General features: G+C 68.7%; 23 protein-coding genes and 1 tRNA gene. 7 read left to right on the forward strand and 17 right to left on the reverse strand.

Translation table 11 applies throughout. The annotated features are described in order from the left end of the window. The first annotated feature begins 73 nt into the window (after positions 1–73). From A6048_RS11375 to A6048_RS11385, 3 genes are all read left to right on the forward strand, one after another. Entirely contained in the window at positions 74–1321 is a 1248-nt protein-coding gene (locus A6048_RS11375) for a hypothetical protein (protein ID WP_235027359.1), read from the forward strand. Between the two features lie 231 nt (positions 1322–1552). Further along, positions 1553–2665, forward strand: a complete 1113-nt coding sequence (locus A6048_RS11380; RefSeq protein ID WP_182640861.1) for an SNIPE associated domain-containing protein — start codon at positions 1553–1555, stop codon at positions 2663–2665. A gap of 193 nt (positions 2666–2858) precedes the next feature. Continuing rightward, positions 2859–3599, forward strand: coding sequence for an SOS response-associated peptidase (locus A6048_RS11385; protein WP_107746572.1), 741 nt, complete (start codon positions 2859–2861; stop codon positions 3597–3599). Here the strand turns inward: A6048_RS11385 and A6048_RS18285 are convergent. Together A6048_RS18285 and A6048_RS11390 are read right to left on the reverse strand one after the other, a co-directional pair. Further along, positions 3562–3864, reverse strand: coding sequence for a hypothetical protein (locus A6048_RS18285; RefSeq protein ID WP_146166335.1), 303 nt, complete (start codon positions 3862–3864; stop codon positions 3562–3564). The two genes, A6048_RS11385 and A6048_RS18285, sit on opposite strands and share 38 nt — an antisense overlap. A gap of 35 nt (positions 3865–3899) precedes the next feature. Then, positions 3900–4301, reverse strand: coding sequence for a helix-turn-helix domain-containing protein (locus A6048_RS11390; RefSeq protein ID WP_107746571.1), 402 nt, complete (start codon positions 4299–4301; stop codon positions 3900–3902). Between the two features lie 316 nt (positions 4302–4617). Between A6048_RS11390 and A6048_RS18800 the strand changes: the two genes are divergently transcribed. Then, a complete protein-coding gene (locus A6048_RS18800; protein WP_268817317.1) occupies positions 4618–4746 on the forward strand; it encodes a hypothetical protein in 129 nt (42 codons plus the stop codon). A 155-nt stretch (positions 4747–4901) separates the two neighbouring features. Here A6048_RS18800 and A6048_RS11395 read toward each other — a convergent pair. After that, a tRNA-Met gene (locus tag A6048_RS11395) sits at positions 4902–4975 on the reverse strand. Between the two features lie 268 nt (positions 4976–5243). On the opposite strand from A6048_RS11395, the gene A6048_RS11400 reads away from it, so the two are divergent. Together A6048_RS11400 and A6048_RS11405 are read left to right on the forward strand one after the other, a co-directional pair. Further along, the gene (locus A6048_RS11400; RefSeq protein WP_107746570.1) at positions 5244–6032 is read left to right on the forward strand and encodes a MerR family transcriptional regulator; all 789 of its coding nucleotides are present in this window, start codon (positions 5244–5246) and stop codon (positions 6030–6032) included. Beyond that, a complete protein-coding gene (locus A6048_RS11405; RefSeq protein ID WP_107746569.1) occupies positions 6029–6892 on the forward strand; it encodes a hypothetical protein in 864 nt (287 codons plus the stop codon). The genes A6048_RS11400 and A6048_RS11405 overlap by 4 nt, the downstream gene beginning before the upstream one ends. Before the next feature lie 245 nt (positions 6893–7137). Here A6048_RS11405 and A6048_RS11410 read toward each other — a convergent pair whose 3' ends face one another. Continuing rightward, entirely contained in the window at positions 7138–8220 is a 1083-nt protein-coding gene (locus tag A6048_RS11410; RefSeq protein WP_200837319.1) for an MDR family NADP-dependent oxidoreductase, read from the reverse strand. Positions 8221–8528: 308 nt separating this feature from the next. Here A6048_RS11410 and A6048_RS11415 point away from each other — a divergent pair, with 308 nt between their 5' ends. Then, on the forward strand, positions 8529–9050 hold the full coding sequence (locus A6048_RS11415; RefSeq protein WP_107746680.1) for a flavodoxin domain-containing protein: 522 nt from the start codon (positions 8529–8531) through the stop codon (positions 9048–9050). Positions 9051–9157: 107 nt separating this feature from the next. Here the strand turns inward: A6048_RS11415 and rfbA are convergent, their stop codons facing one another. The 13 genes from rfbA to A6048_RS11480 all read right to left on the reverse strand — a co-directional run bounded on the left by rfbA (position 9158) and on the right by A6048_RS11480 (position 21058). Then, a complete protein-coding gene (gene rfbA / locus A6048_RS11420; protein WP_107746568.1) occupies positions 9158–10054 on the reverse strand; it encodes a glucose-1-phosphate thymidylyltransferase RfbA in 897 nt (298 codons plus the stop codon). Positions 10055–10061: 7 nt separating this feature from the next. After that, on the reverse strand, positions 10062–11282 hold the full coding sequence (locus A6048_RS11425; protein WP_107746567.1) for an ABC transporter permease: 1221 nt from the start codon (positions 11280–11282) through the stop codon (positions 10062–10064). After that, positions 11279–12457: an ABC transporter permease gene (locus tag A6048_RS11430; protein ID WP_107746566.1), complete on the reverse strand. Its 1179-nt coding sequence runs from the start codon at positions 12455–12457 to the stop codon at positions 11279–11281. The genes A6048_RS11425 and A6048_RS11430 overlap by 4 nt, the downstream gene beginning before the upstream one ends. A 9-nt stretch (positions 12458–12466) precedes the next feature. Further along, positions 12467–13405: an ABC transporter ATP-binding protein gene (locus tag A6048_RS11435; protein WP_107746565.1), complete on the reverse strand. Its 939-nt coding sequence runs from the start codon at positions 13403–13405 to the stop codon at positions 12467–12469. Between the two features lie 68 nt (positions 13406–13473). Beyond that, a complete protein-coding gene (locus A6048_RS11440; protein WP_107746564.1) occupies positions 13474–14532 on the reverse strand; it encodes a right-handed parallel beta-helix repeat-containing protein in 1059 nt (352 codons plus the stop codon). Beyond that, positions 14529–15020 (reverse strand): holo-ACP synthase, encoded by a 492-nt coding sequence (locus tag A6048_RS11445; RefSeq protein WP_107746563.1) that lies wholly within the window; start codon positions 15018–15020, stop codon positions 14529–14531. Before A6048_RS11445 ends, A6048_RS11440 begins: the two co-directional genes overlap by 4 nt. Further along, positions 15017–15799 (reverse strand): alpha/beta fold hydrolase, encoded by a 783-nt coding sequence (locus A6048_RS11450; RefSeq protein WP_107746562.1) that lies wholly within the window; start codon positions 15797–15799, stop codon positions 15017–15019. Before A6048_RS11450 ends, A6048_RS11445 begins: the two co-directional genes overlap by 4 nt. A gap of 86 nt (positions 15800–15885) precedes the next feature. After that, the gene (locus A6048_RS11455) at positions 15886–16746 is read right to left on the reverse strand and encodes a nuclear transport factor 2 family protein (protein ID WP_146166334.1); all 861 of its coding nucleotides are present in this window, start codon (positions 16744–16746) and stop codon (positions 15886–15888) included. Next, positions 16743–17180 carry a holo-ACP synthase gene (locus A6048_RS11460; RefSeq protein WP_107746560.1) on the reverse strand — a complete coding sequence of 146 codons (438 nt, stop codon included), beginning with the start codon at positions 17178–17180 and terminating at the stop codon, positions 16743–16745. The genes A6048_RS11455 and A6048_RS11460 overlap by 4 nt, the downstream gene beginning before the upstream one ends. Continuing rightward, positions 17180–18121: an ACP S-malonyltransferase gene (locus tag A6048_RS11465; RefSeq protein ID WP_107746559.1), complete on the reverse strand. Its 942-nt coding sequence runs from the start codon at positions 18119–18121 to the stop codon at positions 17180–17182. The genes A6048_RS11460 and A6048_RS11465 overlap by 1 nt, the downstream gene beginning before the upstream one ends. 2 nt (positions 18122–18123) lie before the next feature. After that, positions 18124–19053, reverse strand: coding sequence for an alpha/beta fold hydrolase (locus A6048_RS11470; protein ID WP_107746558.1), 930 nt, complete (start codon positions 19051–19053; stop codon positions 18124–18126). After that, on the reverse strand, positions 19050–20387 hold the full coding sequence (locus A6048_RS11475) for an FAD-dependent oxidoreductase (RefSeq protein ID WP_107746557.1): 1338 nt from the start codon (positions 20385–20387) through the stop codon (positions 19050–19052). The genes A6048_RS11470 and A6048_RS11475 overlap by 4 nt, the downstream gene beginning before the upstream one ends. Beyond that, a complete protein-coding gene (locus tag A6048_RS11480) occupies positions 20384–21058 on the reverse strand; it encodes a nitroreductase family protein (RefSeq protein ID WP_159110223.1) in 675 nt (224 codons plus the stop codon). The genes A6048_RS11475 and A6048_RS11480 overlap by 4 nt, the downstream gene beginning before the upstream one ends. Positions 21059–21088 lie beyond the last annotated feature (30 nt).

The following is a 21088-nucleotide window of genomic DNA, read 5'->3' on the forward strand; positions in this document are numbered from 1 at the left end:
GTGATGACATCGGACAGATCATCAACGACGGCTCCTGTCCGGTCTGCGTGCTATCCCACTATGGAGGTTGTTAGTGACTCGTCGACGTGGGTTCCTCGCAGAGATGCAGCGGCAGGCTCGCCTGGCCGAGCAGCGTCAGCGTGCAGCAGCCCGTCAGCAGGTGGCAGCCGTACGGCGTGCCGAGCAGGCGCAGCGGGCTGCGGAGCGTGCGCAGGTGGCTGCGGCGCGCTCCGCGCAAGCTGACCGTAAGCGATTGGAGCGCGAGGCCCGAGCAGCGCATGTCGAAGCCATGCAAGCTCGGGTGGAGTCACTAAATGCAGAGCTGGCTGAGCACTATGCAGAACTGGACGGGCTTCTGGAGGCAACCCTTGACGTAGACGACTATGTCGATCTCGAGGCTTTACGTGTGACCGCCCAACATCCACCGTTTCCCAGGTCAGATCTCCGCACCCCCGTCCCCGCGCCAGCGCCGATCCCGGAGCCTCCACTTCCCGTACGCCGTGAAGTTGCGCCACCGAAAGGCCCGTTCGGACGGAAGAAGAAGTTGGCCGCAGCCGAAGCCGAGGTTGATCGCCGCTACGCCGCCGATTACCAGGCATGGCAGGCCGCGATGGATTCGCTTCCTGCGCGCCAGGCAGCACAAGCTGCGGAGCATGCCGAGCTTGAGCGCGTCCGGCTCCAAGCGCTGGCAAAAGCGACCGCACAGTATGAGGCGGAGTCCGCGGAGAGGGAGCGTGCGGCGCGAGAACAGAACGACGAGTTAGACCAACTGATCGCCGGGCTCGGGTACGGCACGGTCGAGGCAGTACAGGAGTATGTCGGAATCGTGCTGGCCAACTCTGTCTACCCTGAGCATTTCCCTGTGGGTCATGAGTCCGAGTTCGAGCCGGCCACAGCAGAGCTCACGCTTCGGGTCACAATGCCTGGTCCAGAGACTGTGCCAACCATTAAGGCGTACAAGTACACGAAGTCCACCGACGAAATCGGTGAGACGCAGCTTTCGCAGAAGGCCGCCAAGGACCGCTACGCAGGCATCGTGCACGCTGTCGCACTGCGTAGCTTGCATGAAGTTTTCGAGGCTGACCGCCGCGGGCTGATTCGCAGCATCTCACTCGAGCTAGGCACCGAGACGATCAGTCCCGCCACAGGGCGTGAGACCTACGTTCCCTTTGCCGCTGTAGCCGTTGACCGCGACTCGTTCAACGAGCTGGACCTCTCGGAGATTGTCCCGGCCGTAACACTCCAGCATCTCGGCGCGGTGGTCTCGAAAAACCCGCACGGTCTGGCCCCGATCAACCCATCTGGCATCAGGCGCCTCTAGCCAGCCATGAACCTAATTTTCAACCCACCACCGGGATGGCCTAAGCCCCCACCCGGCTGGCAGCCACCGGCCGGATGGACCCCTGATCCCACCTGGCCCGAACCGCCGGCCGGTTGGAAGCTATGGCTATCAGACTCAGACGAGGCCACTACGCCGACCGAAGTCGAAGACCTACCCGAACCGTAACCTCCTGCCGATCCCCAACAAAACCCGAACGCGCGAATCGCTTTCTTGGAAGCCGAGAATGCCGAATTGCGCCGCGCATTGGCTGCTCGTGAAGGGGAGCGACCGATCGATCTCGACGATGCCCGCGTTCTGCAAGCAGCAGGTATCTATCGCTACCATCATCCGCTGGAGTCTGCCGCCGCGTACAAGGAGCGCCTTAAGGAGCTCGAAGCCCGGATCGCCGACTCAATCCGCGAGAGCCGAGCCATTGTGAAGTCCGATCTCTTCACACTGAACAACTCACTCGCCCAGGGACGTCGCATGACGTCGGACTTGGGCAAGCTAATGCTGCGCGCATACAACGCCGAAGCTGACAACGTCATCCGTTCCTTGCGGGCAGGAAACGTCGACACCGCAAAACGTCGGCTCGAGGCATCGCGGACCGCCATCGCGCGTCTCGGAGCACTGATGGAAATGCGCATCGACGACGCATTCCATGCGTTGCGCGTTGAAGAGATTGAACTCACCGCCGACTGGTTGATGAAGAAGCAGGCAGAACGCGAAGCAGCCCGCGAAGAACGGGCTCGGCTTCGTGAGGAGGCACGCGTCCAACGAGAGCTAGAAGAAGAACGCTCCCGGCTGGACAAAGAACGTGCACACCTTGCCAACGCATTGGAATCTCTCCGCACCCAGGGGCGCGACGACGCGGACCTCATCGCCCGGCTCGCTGCTGTTGACCAGGCAATCGAGCAGAACGACTACCGCGCCGCCAACATCCGAGCTGGCTACATCTACGTGATCTCTAACGAAGGCGCATTCGGGGCAGGAGTAGTGAAGATCGGGTTGACTCGCCGCCTCGCTCCCGCCGAGCGCATCGCAGAACTTAGCGGAGCCTCCGTACCGTTTCGTTTCGACGTCCATGCGCTGTTCTTTTCCGAAGACGCGGTCACACTCGAGAACGACCTACACAAGCACTTTGCGGACCGAGCTCTCAACCAGGCAAACCCACGCAAGGAATTCTTCTTCGCCACTCCCAGTGAGGTCCGTGACGTGCTCCTGCAACGCGTCGGGAACATCCTCGAGTTCGTCGAGACAGCCGAAGCCCCCGAGTACCGGCAGTCACTGGGAGCATGGCCGCAATCCCGACGAAGCGAAAATGAAGCTCTAGAGCACAACTAGAGAGGCCCGGCGAACTCCACAAGACAACGTCATAAACGGCTGCCCGCCATGGAACCAGTCTGGGCCAAGCTCACTCCAGCGCACCTCAAGTGCGTACAAGAGCCACTGGCCAGGGTAGGGCCGCCGATAAGTTGCGTTCCGTCATGTCTGCTGGTCAGCGGTCGATTAGAGCTCCCACTGTTACTGTCTCGGCATGTGTGGTCGGTACTCGGTAGCTATCTCCGGCTCGGCCCTGGTTGGGGACCTCGATTTGGATGGGGTCGATCCTGGTTTCGAGTGGCCGCCGGCGTATTCGGTGGCTCCCCGTACGCGGGCTCCAGTCATCCGGGATCGCTCGATCGGCGATCAGCGGGTGCGTGAGGCGTCCCTACCGACATGGGGCTTTCGCCCGTCCTGGGCCAAGGAGAAGGGCCCACGGCCGATCAATGCTCGCCTCGAGGGCGTGGCAACCAACGGAATGTTCCGCTCGGCGTTCGCTTCCGCCCGAATCGCAGTTTTGATGACGGGCTACTACGAGTGGCAAGAGGCCCTCGAGGACGGCAAAGAGGTCAAGAACCCCAGCTACGTCCACGCCCCAGGCGACGAGCTCCTGCTCGCTGCCGGCCTACTCGCCTTTCACCGAGAGGGTGATGACGCCGAGTGGCAGACGACGTTCACGATCATCACCCGCACCGGGGAAGACGCGGCTGGCGAGGTCCACGACAGGATGCCGGCATTCCTGACCCCTGGAGCATGGGACACCTGGCTGTCCCCGGAGAAGATCGCCAAGGACCAGGCCTCCGACTTGCTCGACCTGCTTGATGCCGAGTCCCGAGCGGTCGCGGCGACACTGCGGACCCGTCCGGTGTCGCGGGCGGTTAATAATGTTCGCACCCTGGACCGGCATGATGCCGGCCTCATCGAATCGATTGCTGGCGGCGGTGCTGGTCGCTAACGGTGCGGCCCACTCTGTAGCGGGGTTTACCGTCGGCGCCGTTGCGGTAGCGGCGGGGGTTACGGGCCAGTCGTCGCAGGTCGTGCAGTAGCTCGGCGGCCCTGTCTTCGCCTAGCTCGGTGACGGCGAGTCGGTAGACGCCGCGGGCTCCCCAGTCGGGTTCGGGGAGGCCGGCGACTACGCGGTGCCAGCGCATCAGCTCGAGGAAATGCATCTCGCCTGCCTGGTCGGCCGCTTGTCGGATTCGGTCCACCAGCTCGTCCACGCCGGGACCGTAACCGGACCCTCCGACACCGGCGGTCAGTTCAGGTCGCGGGCGGCGATGAGGCCGGCGATGAAGTCGGCGGCCCGGTCCGCTTCGGCGTCGGTGAGGTCGTATGCGATCCCCGCGACGAGAGTGCGGGAGGGGCCGAGCGGTTGCAGGCCGAGACTTACTCGGGTGGTGGCCGACAGGGATGCGCGGTCGGCGATGTACGCAGCGGTGCATCCCAGAGCATCGGCGATGGCTTCGAGCTGCTCGCGGCTCATGGTCGGGGTGTGAGCCGGACGGCCTCGGGCGGCGGGGACCTGGCCCCGTTCCCAAATGCTCATGTGGCCGCCGCTGACGCCGATGGCGAGCGCGAGTTTGAGCTGCGTGAGCCCGGTTTCCAGACGAACGGTGCGGATGGCTCGCCCCAGTGACCTCGCATCAAATGGCGTCATCGCCTCTCCCCCGCCGTTTCGGGTCGGATCTCGGCTACGACCGACCAGTGCCCGTTCTCGTGGGCGGTCGAGACCACGGATGCCTCGGCGCCGTCGAAGAGGTCGAGCTGTTACAGGCGGCGGTCGAGGTCGATGTGAGCGTGCAGCTCACTCGGCCCGGTCCCGATGAGGTACATAGTCGCCATCGTGCCCGGTGCTAGGGCTGTGCGAGCACCGCTCCCGCCGGGTACGTAGATTTGCAGGAACCCAACACTTCTATGATAGTTACATAACGCTCCTGGCGGCGGCCGGCACGATCGAGGAGCGAGCGGGGACGGTGATGCTGTCCCGCCTGATCGCCTCGGCGACCAGCACCGATGCGGACTCCTCCACCTTCTCAGAGGTGGCCCGGGTGTTCGGTATCGACTGGATTCCCGCCGTTCGGCTGGCGGACGAACTCAGCTAGGGGCACGTCTCTCACGCGCTCATTCAGCGACGAGCAGGCCGGCACCAGCGGCCGTCATCGTCACCTACGCAGGATCGGCGCGCTGGCATCGGAGCGCCACCCCGAAATGACGTAAGGCTCGGTTCCCCTGAGGGAACCGAGCCTGTGTGCAGTAGTAGCGGGGACAGGATTCGAACCTGCGACCTCTGGATTATGAGCCCAGCGAGCTACCGAGCTGCTCCACCCCGCGTCGTTTGCGTCTGTGAAACTACGTGCCGCGCACCGGAGGAGGCAAATCGAGCGCCACCGCCTGCGGAGCATGTCCACCAACGCCTGCGCTGCCCACGCCAGGTCCACGGATCGCACGCTATCCAGCCTCATGTGCCCCTCGCCCACAACTCTGAGAGATGCATCCCGGCCACGGGGAGCCGAACCGCGAAGGTTCTTGCGGGCGGCAATCGGCGACTCACATCTAGCGCGCTTGACCTTGCCACAGTGTCAAGGTTGATGATCAGCTCATGAGAATCGGTGAGATCGCCCGGCTGACCGGAGTCAGCGCACGCAGCATCCGGCACTACCACCGCTCGGGCGTGCTCGCCGAGCCCCCGCGAACCACCGGCGGATATCGCGAGTACGACGTGACCGCCCTCGTGCGGATCTCCCGGATCGCGTTCCTCTCCGACTCGGGAGTGCCCCTGCGCGAGATCAGCGCGCTGCTGGAGACCGCGCCCGGCAGCATGGCCGACGATCTGGCCGCCGTCCGCTCAGGAATCGACACCCGCATCGCCGCTCTCACCCGCCAGCGCGAACGCCTCGACCTGATAGCCCAGCGCGCCGCCGACGGCCTACCCCTGGGACTGCTGCCCGAGCCGGTATCGCGTGCGCTCGACCTCTGTCGGTACGCGGTCCCCGACGACCCCGACCTCACCGCGCTCCTGGACCGCGAACAGGACCTGCTCGACCTGCTTGCGCTTAACGGCGACTTCCCCGTACAGCTCACTGCCTCATACACCGCCATCGCTTTCGACGCCGGTCGCCGCACCCGGTACCTCGACCTACTCGCTGGCTTCCACCGGATCGAGGGCCGGCGGCCCAGCGAGGTGGAGCCGCAGATCGCAGACCTCGTCGACGCACTGCTGGCCGACCAAGACCTTCGAGCGCTGGTGGCGGGAGTGCCGGCCGAGCCGGGTGATGAGCACGATGCCGCCGATGCCACCCACGGACCGACGCTCGAGCAGCTCCTTCCCGACCCGGCCCAGCGCGAAGTAGTGCGCCGCCTGCTCGCTGCATCAGGAGTACGGCCGTGAACAGCAGACTGGTTCCATTGATTGCGCTTGTCGTCGTCGTGACCGACGCGGTTCTCCTGGCCACAGGGGTGATCGGCCCCGCGACGGCGCTCGCACTCTTCCTGGCGGTCGAGGTGCCACTCGGGGCGATCGCCGTCTCCGGTTACGTCCGCCGCTACCGAGCCCACCGCGCTGACGCTCGCACCCGCGCCGACGCACTACGCGCCCTGGCCGCAGAGGACCCCTATCTACGACTGATCGGCACCGAAGCGCGAACACTCGCCTCGCTGGCCCGGTGGGTGACGCGGCGGCCAGACGTCCCTGACGGCGCGGCAGCACTCGGCTACTCCCGCGGCACGCTCGGTATCCCGGTGGCGATGGCGGTCGCGGCGTCAATCGAATTGATCGCCGTGCACCTGTTGGTGCCGTGGCCCGAGGTACGGCTGGCGCTTGACCTGCTCGGGATCTACGGGCTGCTGTTCGTACTCGGATGGCTGGCCGGCCGGATCGTGCGGCCGCATCTGATCGAGGGCGGCGAACTCGTGCTGCGCAGCGGCACGCACGTCTGCGCACGGGTACCGCTCGACGCGATCGCGACAGTGCGGCGCGACCGGCGGCTCTCCCCCACGTCTGCGGAGATCACGCCCAATGCACGCGGCGGGAACGCACTCACGCTCGCCGGTCCGGACGGCACCACTGTGGGCATCGAGCTTGACCGCCCAGTGCCTGCGTCCGTCCCCGGGTTTGCCTGGAGTGCGCCCTCCCCGCGTGAGGTCACCGTGCTGCGGCTGCACGTCGATGACCCGGATGCCGCACTGCGTGCGATCACGGAGGCGGTCGCCGGGACCGGGGTTAAACCGCGGGCCGGTTACGCGCCCTGACGGGCCTACGTGTCCTCTCTGCCCGCGTCCCGCCGAGGTGTGCTGCGTGTGTTCCGGATTCAACAATCCGGTCGTGGGGTGGCGAACCGGGTCTTCCCTTGGGTAACCACGTCCAGCTCACGACGTGCTCCTCGGATCACGATTCGCCCCCATAGCTCCGAGGGCGGATCGCAATCCGAGGGGCAGATCGCGCGGATGGCACCACCCACTTGCGGCCGACCTCGTCGTCGTCGTCCAAGGGACCCTCAGCCCAGCACCACCACGCACTTGCCCGTCGTCCGCCCGGAGAGCATGTCCACGATCGCCTGCGGCGCGGACTCCAGGCCCTCATACTTCGCGAGGTCCAGGTTCAGGTCGCCCGATCGCCACAGCTCCGCGAGGTGCTTCCTGGCCTCGGGGAGCCGGTCCGCGAACGTGCCCGCGAGGAAGCCACGCAGATTGATGTCCTTGGTGGTGGCGTTGAAGAGGTTGTCGGGAGCGGCCGGCGGCTGACCGTCATAGCCGGCGATCGCGCCACACAGGGCGACCCGGCCGAGCGGGCGCAGGTGAGTGAGCGCGGCTTTGAGGTGGTCACCACCGACGCTGTCGAAGTACACGTCGATGCCGTCGGGCTCGAACTCACTCAGCGGCTCGTCCAACCCGTCGCGCCAGTTGAACGCCGCGTCGAGCCCGAGCACATCCTTGAGGTAGGTGACCTTCTCGGCACTGCCGGCGCTGCCGATCACTCGGCAGCCGTGCGCCTTGGCGAGCTGCGCCGCGACGCTGCCCACCGCGCCGGCGGCCGCGGAGATCCACACGACGTCGTCCGGCTTGAGGGACGCCACCACGAACATCCCCGCCCACGCCGTGAGCCCGGTCATGCCGAGCAGCCCCACCTGTAGCTCGGGCGGGCCCAGCTCGCGGTCCAGCTTGGACAGCGCGCCGGCCACGCCGAGGGCCTGGTTATCCGGATCGACCAGGGCGTATTCGCGGTACCCGAGGTCGTGGTGCACCAGGTCCCCGGGTGCGTACCCCTCCGCGTCCGACTCGACCACCTCGCCGACCACCATCCCGGCGAGCGCCTCCCCCGGCTTGAGGGCCGGCAGGTATCCGGGAGGCGAGACGGGATCGAGCCGCAGCCGGGTGGCCGCGTCCACGGAGAGCAGCGTGTTGCGGATGAGCACGTGCCCCGGAGCCATGGTCGGCATCTCGGTGGGCACCACCTCGAGGTCGTCCACCGCCAGCGCGCCGTCGGGGTGCCTGACCAGTCGGACCTCGCGGTTGCCCTGCGCTACGTTGCCGGTCGTCGTGTTGTTGGATGCTGTGTCGTTCATCGCCGTGTCGGTCATGCGATCCCTACCGATCGTTGTGTGGGCCAGTTCACACCCACGGTAAATGAACTGACTTCACTTGGGTAGTGGATGGGCGAAGTTGGGCCACGCAGAGGCGACCACAGGGCGGGCACGCGCGTGACGCGGGTGGCCGCACCCCAAACCTTGACGGAACCGCAGCCTCTGGACGGTGCGCCCCTGACACCCCCACCCCATTGCGCTCGCCACCGACGCGGTGAAGGATGAAGATCGAGTGATAAACCGAGGTGAAGGCCCGTCAACGGCTACGCGCCCTCACCGCCGACTCGAGCGGGGTGGCACACGAAATGCGCGCACTGATCGTTTTTGAATCGATGTACGGCTGCACCCACGACATTGCCAACGCGATCGCACGCGGCGTCGCGCAGGTGGGAGACGCCACGACAGTCCCCGTCTCGCACGCGATAGACGAGGACACCTCCGTCTACGACCTCGTGATCGTGGGTGGCCCCACCCATGTCCACGGGATGAGTCGCGACTCGACCCGGCGTGGCGCGGTCGAGGCCGCCGCCGAGCCGGACAGTGCCCTCACTGTGGAGCCCGATGCGGCCGGCGCGGGGATCAGGGACTGGCTCGGCGAGCTCTCCCGGCGCGAGGGGGCTGCTGCCGCGTTCGATACCCGGGTCGACAAGCCCGCGATCCTCACCGGTCGAGCATCCAAGGGGATCTCAAAGAAGCTGAAAAGCCTGGGGTTCACCCTCGTCGCCGAACCGGAGAGCTTCCTGGTCGACACCCAGACCCAGCTGCTCGAGGGCGAAGAGGCCCGCGCGGAGCAGTGGGGACAGATGGTGGCCGGGCAGATCACGTGATCGACTGACGGAGCCCGCGCCCCCGGCGACGGTGGTGACGAGGAAGCGCGCCGTCGGCGGCCTGACCAGGTGAACCTCCCTTTCGCCTCAACGAGCGATGTGACCGCTCAGATTTGGACCCCCGGGCCCACCGGCTCCCCGCAGCGTTCCACCAGCCCGAGCAGGTAGCCGCCGTAGCCGGACTTGCTCAGGGCCGATCCCCTGCGGCACAGCTGCTCGTCACTGATCAGCCCGAGTCGCCAGCCCACCTCCTCCGGGCACCCGATCTTGAGGCCCTGCCGGTCCTCGATGGTGCGGACGAAGTTCGAGGCGTCGAGCATCGAATCGTGGGTCCCGGTGTCCAGCCACGCCGTCCCCCGGGGCAGGGTCTCCACCCTCAGCCGACCCGCCTCCAGGTAGTGGCGGTTGACGTCGGTGATCTCGTACTCGCCGCGCGCGGAGCGCTCCACCCCCCGGGCCACGTCCACGACGTCGGGGCTGTAGAAATACAAGCCCGGCACCGCGTATTGGGACCGCGGCCGGGCGGGCTTCTCCTCGAGTGAGACCGCCCGGCCGTCGGAGTCGAAATCCACCACGGCGTACGCGCTCGGGTCCGCGACCCAGTAGGCGAACACGGCGCCGCCGTCCACGTCGGCGAACCGTCGCAGCTGGCTTCCCATGCCCGGTCCGTAGAAGATGTTGTCCCCCAGGACCAGTGCCACCGGGTCCCGGCCGATGTGGTCGGCGCCGATCACGAACGCCTGGGCCAGACCGTCGGGCGAGGGCTGCACCGCGTAGTCGATGCGGATACCGAACTCCGAACCGTCACCCAGCAGGCGCCGGAACGCCTCCTGCTCCTGTGGGGTCGTGATCACCAGGACCTCCCGGATCCCGGCGAGCATGAGCGTGGTGAGCGGGTAGTAGATCATCGGCTTGTCGTAGACGGGGACGAGTTGCTTGCTCACCGCCGTGGAGACCGGCGCGAGCCGCGACCCGGTACCGCCCGCGAGGATGATTCCCTTCACGCCCTGCTCATCCGTCCCTGAGGGCGCGCTTGTCGAACAGCCACAGTGCGAGCCCGAGCAACGCGGCCGCCATCGCGCTGAGGACGGCCACCTCCGGCAGGACCGCGGTCAGGCCGGCCCGGCCGTCGGACAGGCTGATCAGCGCGTCCATCGCCCAGGCGTGGGGGAAGAGGTACCCGATCGTGTTGAGGAAGTCCGGGGCGACCTCCTTGGGCCACAGACACCCGCCGAGCATGCCCAGGATGATCCCCAGGGTGGGACCGATGACGGCCGGCTGGGTAGGCGAGGACACCAGGGAGCCGACGAGCATGGCCGCGCCCGTGGCCACCAGGCAGAACACGCCCACCACCACCGCCACCGCGAGCGGTTCGCCCCAGGCCACGCCGAACACCAGTGAACTCACGGCGATGATCAGGACGGCCTGCAGCGCCGCGATGAGGAACCGGCTCAGCGCCTCACCGAACAGCACCGCCCGCTTGGTGACGGGTCCGGCCAGGATCCTGCGCACCATCCCCAGTTTGCGGCTCTCGACCAGGGCGGCGGCCACCGCCATCGAGTTGATGAAGGTGAACAGGACGAGATTCGCCGGAGCGGTGTAGGCGAACCCCTGCGGCCTGTCGTCCCCACCCGAACCCGCGATCTCGACAGGGGTGGTGGTGGCCTGTGCCTCGGCGACCAGGCGGGCCGCCTCCTCGGGGTCGGCCCCGGCGGTCTCGGCGGCGCGCGTGGCCTCCATCTCCGCGGAGACCCGGGAGACGGCGCCGTCGATCGTCCCGCGTGCGGCCGCGCCGGTCCCCGAGGTGCCGGAATAGGTGACCGGGAACTCGGTGCTCCCGGAGGGGATGGACAGCCCCGCTGCCAGCGAGCCCTCGCGGACCCCCTTGTCGAGCGCCGCCACGTCGTCGAACCGTTGGACCTCCAGGCCCTCGGACTGTTCCAGCTCGACCAGGACCCGGGCCGCCACCGGGTCGTCCTCCGCCGCCACCACACCGATCGGCATCGACGAGGAGCCGGCGGCGCCGATGGTGAAGCCGACAAAGACGATCGCGACGAACGGCATGATCACGATGAAGAACATGCCGACCCGGTCACGGGACTGGCGGAGCAGGTTGGCCCACACGATGGCCGCGACCGCGGCCGGGCGGAGGCCGTCCCCTCCCCGCCGGTCGTGGGCCCCACCGCGGTCGGTGCGGTCGGTCGGGATATCGGTCAGGGTGTCGGTCGTCATCGCAGGAGTCCCTTCCGGAATCGCAGGCCGGCCGCGACTGCGGCGACCGCGCTGATGGCCAGGAGCACGGCCACGGGCAGGAGGATCGAGTCGATCCCTCCCCCGGAGACGACCAGTGAGCCCAACCCGTTGGCTGTCCAGCCGTTGGGGGTGAACCGGGACAGGACCTGTAGAGCGTCGGGCAGCTGGAAGATCGGGATGAGGCTGCCGCCGAGGAAGCCGAAGGTGAAGCTCAGGACCAGGACGTAGCCGTCGGCCTGCGCGTCGGTCCGGGCGCCGGTGGCCACCAGCATCGTCAGTGCCGTCGCCGCCAGGCAGTGCGCGGCGAACAGCAGGAACACCGCGGGCGGGTATCCCCAGCTCTGGCCGAAGATCAGGACCGAGGCGACCCAGGTCGAGCACATGGACAGCAGCGCCGCGGCAAAGCCCACTATCGCTTTGGAGAACACCAACGCCCATCCCGGCACCGGCGAGGCCTGGACCCGGGCGAGCACCCCGATCCGGCGCTCGAGCAGGAGACTGCGCGCGGCGGTGCCCACCACGAGGAAGGCGAACAGTGCGGCGATGCCCGAGGCGTAGAAGACCGACATGTCCACGGCGCCGTCGGCCATCGCCGCGTCGACCAGCGAGAGCGAGGGGCCGTCCGCGCCGTTGGCCTCGACGAACTCCTGCACCTCGCTCGTCGGCACCCCGGCGGCGGTGGCGGTCCGCACCGACAGGGTGCGGGCCTGGACGAGTGCGGACATCTGGTCCACCACCGACGTGGCCACCACGCCGGCGACGGGATTCGACGCGGACTCCAGCACCTCGACGACCCCGCCCTCACCGGCGCGGACGGTCTCGGTGAAGCCCTCGGTGAAGACGATGGCGGAGCCGAGCTCACCGGTGTCCACGGCGCCCTGCGCCTCGGATACCGTCCCCACCTCCTCGAGGGTGATGATGTCGGACAGCTCCTCGCTGGCCAGCACCTCGTCCTGCATGCTCGAGGCGAACTCGCCACCGTCGAGGTCCACGACCCCGACCCGGGACGGTTCCGTGGTGTCGCTGCCGCCGAGCGCGAAGCCGAACAGCACGGCCAGCAGTACCGGGGCCACCACTCCGACGAGGATCAACGTCCCGCTGCGTAGCTGGGACGCGAACTCCCTGCCCGCGAGCACCGTGATCGAACGCATCATCACCGGCGATCAGTCCCTGAGTGAGTTGCCGGTGAGGTGCAGGAACGTGGCCTCGAGGTCCGGCTCGTCCACGTCGAAGGACGTGATCGCGGCCTCGCCGGCGAGGGCCCCGAGCAGGACCGGGAGGAGTGACCGCCCGTCCTGCGCGGTGAGGAGCAGCGAGTCGTCGCCCACCCGGGAGACCCCGTTGACCTGAGGGAGGGACTCGATCCGCCGCCTAGCGGAGTCGATGTCCCCGTCCAGGGTGACGGCGACCTTGTCGTCACCACCCACCCGCGCGACGAGCTCGGCCTTGGTCCCCTCCGCGATGACCCGACCCCGGTCGATGATCGCCATCCGGTCGCACAGTCGCTCGACCTCCTCCATGTAGTGGGAGGTGTAGATCAGGCTGATCTCCCCGCTGGCGAGCAGGTCCTCGACACCGCTGAGGATCGAGTCGCGGCTCTGGGGGTCCACGCCGACGGTGGGTTCGTCGAGGATCAACAGGTCCGGGGAGTGCAGCAGCGCCGCACCGATGTTGACGCGGCGCTTCATCCCGCCCGAGTACGTGCTCACCTTGTCCTTGGCTCGGTCCGTCAGACCCACCAGGTCCAGGACCTCGTCGATCCGGCCGCGCAGCGCCGCGCCGCTCAGTCCATAGAGCCGGCCGAAGAACCGGAGGTTCTCCCGCGCGGAGAGCTCCGGGTACAGGGCGATCTCCTGGGGGACGTAGCCGATGCGCTTCTTGGCCTCGAGGGGCTCGGCCCCCATGTCGATCCGGCCGATGTGGACGGAGCCGGAGTCCGGGGGCAGCAGGCCCACGATCATGCTGATGGCGGTGGACTTGCCGGCACCGTTGGGCCCGAGCAGGCCGTAGGCCTCCCCCGGGGCCACGGTCAGGCTCACCCCGTCCACGGCGACGGTGTCGCCGAAGCGCTTGGTCAGGTTCTCGCAGCTCAGAGCATGCATTCTGCCGTCAGTTCCTTCCGGCCCGGTGCCCGGGCCTGTGGTCGTCTGTCCAGCGGTCGACCGAATGGTCATAGCTGCCCGGGCACGCCGTCGGCCCAGCTGACCCCAAATCGATTGTGGGTGAACCTCTGTCGGGATCGGGTGTCGTCGCCGTGAACGTCACGTGGCTCGTTGGCGTCGAATGAGTTCCACATGACCGTGACGTCCCGGGGGTCGTCACCGCCGAACGCGGCGGACGAGCTGATCGACACCGCACCCTCCATGACGGACGGGCCGCTCGGCACGTTCCCGCGGATCTCGTTGCCCACCACCGCGACCCGCTCCACGCCGACGAGTCCGATCCCCACCCCCGAGATCGGCGGGCCGGCGGCGCCCAGGCCCTCGTCCTCCACCCCGGCGCTGAGTCCGTTGGCCACGAGGGTGCATCCGGTGACCAGGCAGTCACGCACGCCACCCTCGGGCTCGCCCTCGTAGACCTGGTTGAGCATCAACACCCCGATGGCGTTTCCGGTCGCGGTGCACCGGTCCACCACGGCCCCCGAGGAGTTGTCCACGAACACCCCGAACGCGTTGCCGTGGGACATGCAGTCGGCGATCCGGGCCCGGGAGTCCGGACAGAAGCTCAGCCCGATCCCGGCGTACTGGGCGCCGGTGGTCGTGCAGCCGACCACCTCGACGGCCTCGGACTCGCGGACGTAGACGCCCCAGACGTCGTCGTTGATTGCGTGCACCCCGACGACCCTGATCCCGGACACCGAGTGGGCGTAGACCCCCGCGCCGGTGAACCCCTCGACGGTCAGCGCCTCCACGCTGACCCCGGAGAGATCGTCGCCGTGGACCACGACCCCGCTCAGCACACTGGGCGGTGCGTCGTGGAGCCGAGGGACGTCCACCTCGGTGTGGGCGCCGGGCACGATCCGCGTCAGATGCGCGCCCTCCCCGCGCAGGCGAACGTCCGAGCGCCGCACCCACAGGGGTCCGCGGTGTTCACCGGCCAACAGTCGCACCTCGCCTCCGGCAGGTGCCTGGTCCAGCGCGGCCTGGGCGTCCTGGCCCGGGCGGACCTCGGAGACGGGGCGGACCTCCGTGACGGGGTGGTTCGTGGGTGAGTGTGCGGTCAGGGTCATGAGTCGGCGTCCTTAGTTGGGGATTCGTTGATCACGATCACGATCGAGACGAGTTGGTCGGCCCTCTCGCCCCAGCCCACGTATCCGACCGGTCGAGCCCCGTCCTGATCGCCCATGCGGGCGGCCGCGTGCACGGCGGTGGGCCCCTCCAGGAGGTACCTGCCCCGGTGGGAGAGGCAGAAGTCCGTGGTCTGCCTCATCTGCTCCGCGACGGACAGCAGGAGGTACTCGCCGTACCCGGTCCCGGTCCCCGGGTCGTCGGGCCGGAGGTCGTTCAGGCTCATCCCCGGGAACCGTCCGCCCACGGCCTTGATCAGGCTCTCGCGTACGGAGAAGTCGGCGGCCAGTTCGACTGTCGACCCCGCCTCCCGGGCGGCGTGGAGGCCGGAACCCAGTGTCTTGCGGAAGTGCGGCCCCAGATCGCGCCGGGGCCGTTCCATCCGGGAGATGTCGACCAGGTCCACTCCCAGGAGCACGTCCCGACTCATGTGCGGACCCCGACCTCGTGATCGAGGAAGTCTGTCAGCGAACTGGTGTACTGCTCCGCCTTCTCGAGCATCGGGATGTGCCCGCAGTCCTCGATGATCTCCATCTGGAAGTGATCGAGCCCCGCGGTGGCCTCGGACCACGAGTCGACGGGGGTCATCCGGTCGTGCCGGCCCCAGATCATCCGGCTGGGACACGTGACCGCGGCCAGCGCGTCCCTGATGGGGTACTTGCGGGTGGCCCGCAGGCTGCGCGCCATGCTCACCATGGAGCTGGGTCGCGCCAGCAGCTCGCCACATTCGCGCAGCTGCTCGTCGGTGAAGTGCCGGCCCCGGTGGAACAGCGCGGCCAGCATCCGCTCCTCGAACTCCGGCCCGCGCGGGGTGTTGCCCGTCCGGCGGTCCATCCCCAGCCCCACGTCCGGATCCGGCGTCAACCCCGGGGCCCCGCTGATCGCCAGGGCGACGACCCGGTCCGGGTGCCGCATGGCCAGATCGAGCGCGACGAGCCCGCCGAGCGAGTTGGCGCACACGACGATCCGGCCCGCCCCGGCCTCGTCGCAGCAGGCGATCACCTCGTCGCCCAGCTTCTCGATCGACCCCGCGATCGTGGAGTCCACCTCGCACACGGGCTGATCCAGCGCCAGCACGCCGAGACCCCGAGCGGCGAGGTGCTCGAGGGGGTGGTCCCAGATCCAGCCGCCCGCGAACAGGGCGGAGACGAAGACCACGGTCGGCGACTCTGAGGTGACACCGCGGGCGGTGTAGGTGAATGCGGGCATGTCGTTCTCCTCGGTCGGTGTGGGCTGGGCGGGCTGGGTTCGAGCGGGCGGGGTTCTAGTGGGCTGGGCTTGCGGGGACCGAGTGGTCACAGCAGGGTGGATCTGATGGCGGGCCTTCCGCACTCACAGGCGTCGGCGTCGGCGGGGATCAGGTCGTCGCACCCCGCGCACCGCCGGAACCACGCGGAGGTCGCCGGGGCCCACGTGGTGACCACTGCCTCTGAACACAGGCGGCCCGAGAAGAACTTCCGGACCGCCCTGCGGTGCGCGCGGTTCTGGACACTGCGCACCGAGTCGAGGGAGTCGAACGCGCTGAGGGTGTACTTGCGGTCCCCGATGTCGACCGTCACCGCTCCGAGAAAGCCCTTGGACGCCCGGAGGGCACGGAAGACCTCGACGCTGAGTCGGTCGACGTCGTCGGATTCCGACTCCGCCCGGACCCCCAACCAGGTCAGCGCGAGCGCCCCCACCTCCGCGCCCGACTCGACGGGGATCCGGCTGGCCGATCCGAACCGTTGCGCGTCGGTGTCCTCGGGACGCAGGACGACGTCGTGGCCCAGGGCGTGGGCGAGCGCACCAAGGTCGACATGGCGCACCACCCGGGTTCCGGTGCCGGAGGTCGTCAACACGTCCGTGCCCGTCAGGGTGACCGACCGACCGGTGGGCGGGGCGTCCAGCACCCGTCCGCGGTGCGTGACCTCGACCGACCAGGTCAGCGCCACCGATGCCGACCCCTCCGCCACGTCGAGGACCTCCCAGTCGCCCGGGTCCAACACCTCACGCCACACCTGCGCGTGGGCCGCCAGTTCAGGGCCGGCGATTCCATCGGTCAGTGGATCGCGGTACCACCCGATTCGGCCGGCCACCGGCTCGAAGTCCCCGGTCCCCCAGGCCTCGACGAGGTCCCGGGCGAGCGTCGCGCCCACGGTGGGCAGCCCCGCGGTCATGACCGGCCCCGCGCGCACGGTTCGGTGCGCCGGCGGGACGGCACCGCGACGGCCAACGAGGTGGTGTCCGAATGGGTGATGCTCACGACCACGGCGTCGCACCCGTCCGCCATCACCGCCAGCTCCAGGTCCGGGCCCAGCACCACGCGGGGCGGGTGGCCGTGCAGACAGCGGTGGTCCGACCGGCACAGCGACGACGGCGAGGGGACCACCTCCGCCTGGAAGAGCCACTCCTCGGTCACCGGCAACCCGAGCAGCCGCAGGACCGCCTGCTTGGCCGCCAACCTGCCGGCCCAGTGCTGCAGGGTGACGCCCTGGCGGGACCGGAGCGTCTCCACGCGGGTGAATACCCGGTCAGAATCCATCCGGCCCAACATCTGCTCGGGAGTGTGGAACCCACCGAAGTCGATCATCGCGACGCCGCAGCTGTGCATCAGCTCGCCACCTCCCTGCCCGGGCCCGCCGCCTGCTCCGCGACCCGGGCCAATCGTGCGGGTGTCGCGGGGTCGGACATCGTGAACCAGGTGTGGCCCTGGGCCCGGGCGATCTTGGTGAGCGCCTTGCTGTCCCCCACCTCCACCTTGGTCCGCTCCCCTCGGGCGCCGAGGGTGTCGAGGGTCTCGGTCCAGCGCACCCGGCCGGTGAGCTGGTCGATCACGCACTCGTGCAGGTCCACGGGGTCGGTGACCTCGGTCCCCCGCACGTTCGGGATCACGGGGACGTCGGGTGCGGCGAAGGTGTACCGGTCCACCTCCTCGCGCCACTGCTGCTGCGCCTCGTCCATGAGCGGCGAGTGGAAGGCGTTGCTGACCGCCAGACGGGTGACCGGTGCCCGGCCGTCGACGGCGTCGACGAACCGGTCGAGGGCCCTCGCCGACCCGGACACGACGGTGTGGCCGCGCCCGTTCTCGATCCCCACCACGAGCGGCTCACCCTCGTCGGTGACCGACCCGACCAGACGCTCGACCTCCGCCAGGTCGAGCTTCATCACCGACGCCATGCCGCCCACCCGGGACACCGCGGCCATGAGGTCGGATCGGCGACGGACGAGGGTCAGCGTGTCCTCGAGCGAGAGCACCCCGGCGGCGAAGAGCGCGGAGAACTCACCCACGCTGTGACCTGCGACGACCGTCGGTCGGATCCCCTCGTCCCGCAGGAGTTCGAGTGCGGCGAGGTTGCAGGCGGTCACCGCGAGTTGGGCGTTCCGGGTGTCGACGAGCCTGTCGGCCGGGCCGGTCGCCACGAGGTCGGACAGCGGTCGCTGCAGGATCTCGTCGACGCGGTCCAGGACGGCGCGGGCCACGTCCCGTCGCCGCATCCACGCGCCCATTCCCACCCTGAGGGTGCCCTGTCCGGGGAAGGCGAGAGCGAACACGGCTACAGCCGCCGGCGCCGGGTGGTCGGTTGGGCGGACACGCAAGTCTCGTCCGCGACGAACCCGAGGATCGCGTCGGTCACGATGTCCGGGGCGTCCAGCGGTATCCAGTGGCTCGCGCCCTCGACCCGCTGGTATCGCCACGTGCCCTTGACGTATTTCTCGGAGGCCGTCATCGCGTCCTCGACCATCGCCTTATCGCCGTCGGACCAGATCCCCAGGGTCGGGGCGAGCACCGGGGGGAAGTTGCCCCCGGTGCGCAACTCGGACTCGGGCGAGCGGTTGGCGCGGTACAGGTTGAGTCCGGCGGTCAGCGCGCCGGGCTTCGCGAGGTCACGCAGGTACCGGGTCTGGTCGCCCTCTCCGCCGATGATCTGCTTGAACAGTCGCCACCCGCCCTGGCGGAGCAGCTTCTCGCTGACCCCGGGGAACTGGTAGTAGAGCATGTACCAGGTCTTCTCTCGCGCTTCGATGGTCGGGTTCTCGAAGGTCCCCGGGTGCCCGACGGACAACACGATCAGCCGGTCGACGCGTCGCGGCATGAGGAACGCGTACATCCACGCGATGGCGGCCCCCCAGTCGTGGCCCACCACGTGCGCCTTGGTGATCCCCAGGCTGGTGGTCAGTGCGACGACGTCGTTGACGAGCTTCGGCATCAGGTAGTCGTCGATCTCCTGGGGTTTGGCGGAGTCGCCGAAGCCGCGCAGGTCCGGGGCGACCACGCGGTAGCCGGCCTCGACCAGCGGCGGGATCTGATGGCGCCACAGGTCCGCCGAGTCCGGGAACCCGTGGAGCAGCAGGATCACCGGGGCGGCCCGGTCCCCCGCGTCGTGATAGGCGATCTCCACCCCGTTGAGGACGGCCGTCTCACGCTCCAGCCGGTCGCCCGCCCGGCTCCGGGCGCGGGGTGATGTGGCGGTCTGCAGGGTCATCGTGTCTCCAGTAGCAGTCGTTCGGTGAAGAACTCGCTGAACCCGAAGTCCGGTACGAGTTCGGGGGCGATCATGTTGAGCAACCCTGTGACCTGGTACGCGTCGTTCTCGCTCATCAGCCGCCGGGCCCGGCGGCGGCGGGCCACCGCGTACTCGCCGAACTCGACGAACAACTCGTGGTAGATGTGCGCACCGTGGTGCAGGCGATCCATCCGGGCCCCGCGCTCTCGGACGTACTCCGAGAACGCGTCGACGGACCAGTCCGGGCCGAGCAGGACGTCGCGCACGTGCCGGGCGTCCCTCAGGGCGGAGGACAACCCGGTGCCCAGGACCGTGTCGCAGGACCCGGCCTCGTCCCCGATAAGGGCGACCCCGTCCCAGACGAAGTCGCCCAGTGGCACGCCGGACATCGAGGGCCACACCGTCAGTTCGCCGACGGGGGACGCGTGGTCGGCGATGTAGTCGCCGCGGTCGGCCAGGCACCTGAGCCGGAACGACTCGAGGAACTCGGTCACCGCGTCGGGCCCGCAGTAGCGCCGGGTGTGCGCGGGGTCGTAGTTGAGATACAGGCGGGCAGTGCCGTAGCCCTGCGGGAACACCATGAACATGACGTCACCCTCGGTCCCCATCGCCTGGGTGTCGGAGGGCCACTCGTCCAGCCCGTCGACCAGGAGTCCGGCACCCCGGTGATGCACCGTGAGGTCCATCTTCAGCCCGAGCTGACGGCCCACGATGTTGGACCGGCCGGTGGCGCCCACGACGAACCCGGCGTCGATGGTGTGACGTGCCCCGTCCGCTCCGGTGTAGTGGACCTGACGGCGATCGCCGCGCCCGATCTCCACACGCGAGGCGCCGAGGATCACCTCGATCCCGGAGTCGGCCGCCTGGAAGGCCATCTGCTCGCACACCTGGTGGTGCGGGAACGTCTGAGGGCCACCGATCTCCGGCAGGAGGCCCGTGAGGTCCACGGATCCGGCCTCGTCCGGGTCGGTCGTCTCGTCCCACTGGACCCATTCCCGGATCTCCCAGGCACCGCCGGCCGCGAGGGCATCCTCTACTCCGAGCCTGCGTGCCTCCTGCATCCCCCACGGGGACAACCATTCGCCCCGGACGATGTCGTGGTACTGAGCGACCTTCTCGAGCAGCACCACCTCGAGGCCCGATCCCGCCAGACCGCACGCGAGGGCGGTCCCGCCGATGCCACCACCGACGATCACCACGTCGGCCTTCGTCGTGGGTGCGGGTTCCGTGGATCTCGGGCCGGACCTCGTCGTCGTCGGAGTCGTGGTCGTCGGCGTCGGTGTCGTGGGTGTGGTCGTGGTCGTCGTCGTCACTGTCCTCTCCCCCAGCTCTCCCAGAAGGTCCGCTCGGCGGCAGGGTGCCGGCGCGCCGGACGGAAGTCGGTACCGATGGTGTAGGCGACGGGGAGCATGCAGATCTGGGTGATCCCCCGGGGGATCCCCAGGATCTCGGCAGCCCGGTCCCGGAACGGCAGGTGCAGGCACGTCACCGTGCTGCCCAGCCCCCGCGCGCGCAGCGCCAACTGCAGCGACCACACCGCTGGGTAGACGGACCCGTAGAACATGCTCGAGCGCAGGTGACCGGGCCGCACCGAGAACGCGGGATCGCCGTCGGCCTTGTGCGCGTTGGCCACCATCCACCTGGCGTCGATGTCCGCCGGATCGGGCGGCGCACCGAGGACGCACGGGATCACCAACGCGGGGACACGGGCCACGTTCATCGCCAGCGTCTCGGCCGAGGCCATGTTCCGCCGGCTGGACGCGGAATCGCGCCGCCTCCCCGCCCGCTGCGTCATCTCCGAACGGTGGAACTCCCACGCCGTCCGGAAGAGCTCACCGAGCTCCTCCTTGGTCTCCGGCTCCGTGACCACCAGCCAGCGCCAGTTCTGCGCGTTGTCGGCCGTCGGCGCCTGCTGCGCCACGTCGATCGCCTCCAGCAGCACCTCCCGCGGAACCGGGCGCTCGAGGTCGAGCCGCCGTCGCACGGAGCGGGTGGTGGTGAGGAGCCTGTCGGC

It is taken from the genome of Dietzia psychralcaliphila, from assembly GCF_003096095.1.
Taxonomy (GTDB): Bacteria; Actinomycetota; Actinomycetes; order Mycobacteriales; family Mycobacteriaceae; genus Dietzia; species Dietzia psychralcaliphila.

Bases quoted from the DNA above. Each gene is read 5' to 3' on its own strand.
- A6048_RS11385 (WP_107746572.1), top strand. From the start codon at position 2,859: ATGTGTGGTCGGTACTCGGTAGCTATCTCCGGCTCGGCCCTGGTTGGG.
- A6048_RS11390 (WP_107746571.1), bottom strand. From the start codon at position 4,301: ATGACGCCATTTGATGCGAGGTCACTGGGGCGAGCCATCCGCACCGTT.
- A6048_RS11400 (WP_107746570.1), top strand. From the start codon at position 5,244: ATGAGAATCGGTGAGATCGCCCGGCTGACCGGAGTCAGCGCACGCAGC.
- A6048_RS11410 (WP_200837319.1), bottom strand. From the start codon at position 8,220: ATGACCGACACGGCGATGAACGACACAGCATCCAACAACACGACGACC.
- A6048_RS11415 (WP_107746680.1), top strand. From the start codon at position 8,529: ATGCGCGCACTGATCGTTTTTGAATCGATGTACGGCTGCACCCACGAC.
- A6048_RS11425 (WP_107746567.1), bottom strand. From the start codon at position 11,282: ATGACGACCGACACCCTGACCGATATCCCGACCGACCGCACCGACCGC.
- A6048_RS11430 (WP_107746566.1), bottom strand. From the start codon at position 12,457: ATGATGCGTTCGATCACGGTGCTCGCGGGCAGGGAGTTCGCGTCCCAG.
- A6048_RS11435 (WP_107746565.1), bottom strand. From the start codon at position 13,405: ATGCATGCTCTGAGCTGCGAGAACCTGACCAAGCGCTTCGGCGACACC.
- A6048_RS11440 (WP_107746564.1), bottom strand. From the start codon at position 14,532: ATGACCCTGACCGCACACTCACCCACGAACCACCCCGTCACGGAGGTC.
- A6048_RS11445 (WP_107746563.1), bottom strand. From the start codon at position 15,020: ATGAGTCGGGACGTGCTCCTGGGAGTGGACCTGGTCGACATCTCCCGG.
- A6048_RS11450 (WP_107746562.1), bottom strand. From the start codon at position 15,799: ATGCCCGCATTCACCTACACCGCCCGCGGTGTCACCTCAGAGTCGCCG.
- A6048_RS11455 (WP_146166334.1), bottom strand. From the start codon at position 16,746: ATGACCGCGGGGCTGCCCACCGTGGGCGCGACGCTCGCCCGGGACCTC.
- A6048_RS11460 (WP_107746560.1), bottom strand. From the start codon at position 17,180: ATGCACAGCTGCGGCGTCGCGATGATCGACTTCGGTGGGTTCCACACT.
- A6048_RS11470 (WP_107746558.1), bottom strand. From the start codon at position 19,053: ATGACCCTGCAGACCGCCACATCACCCCGCGCCCGGAGCCGGGCGGGC.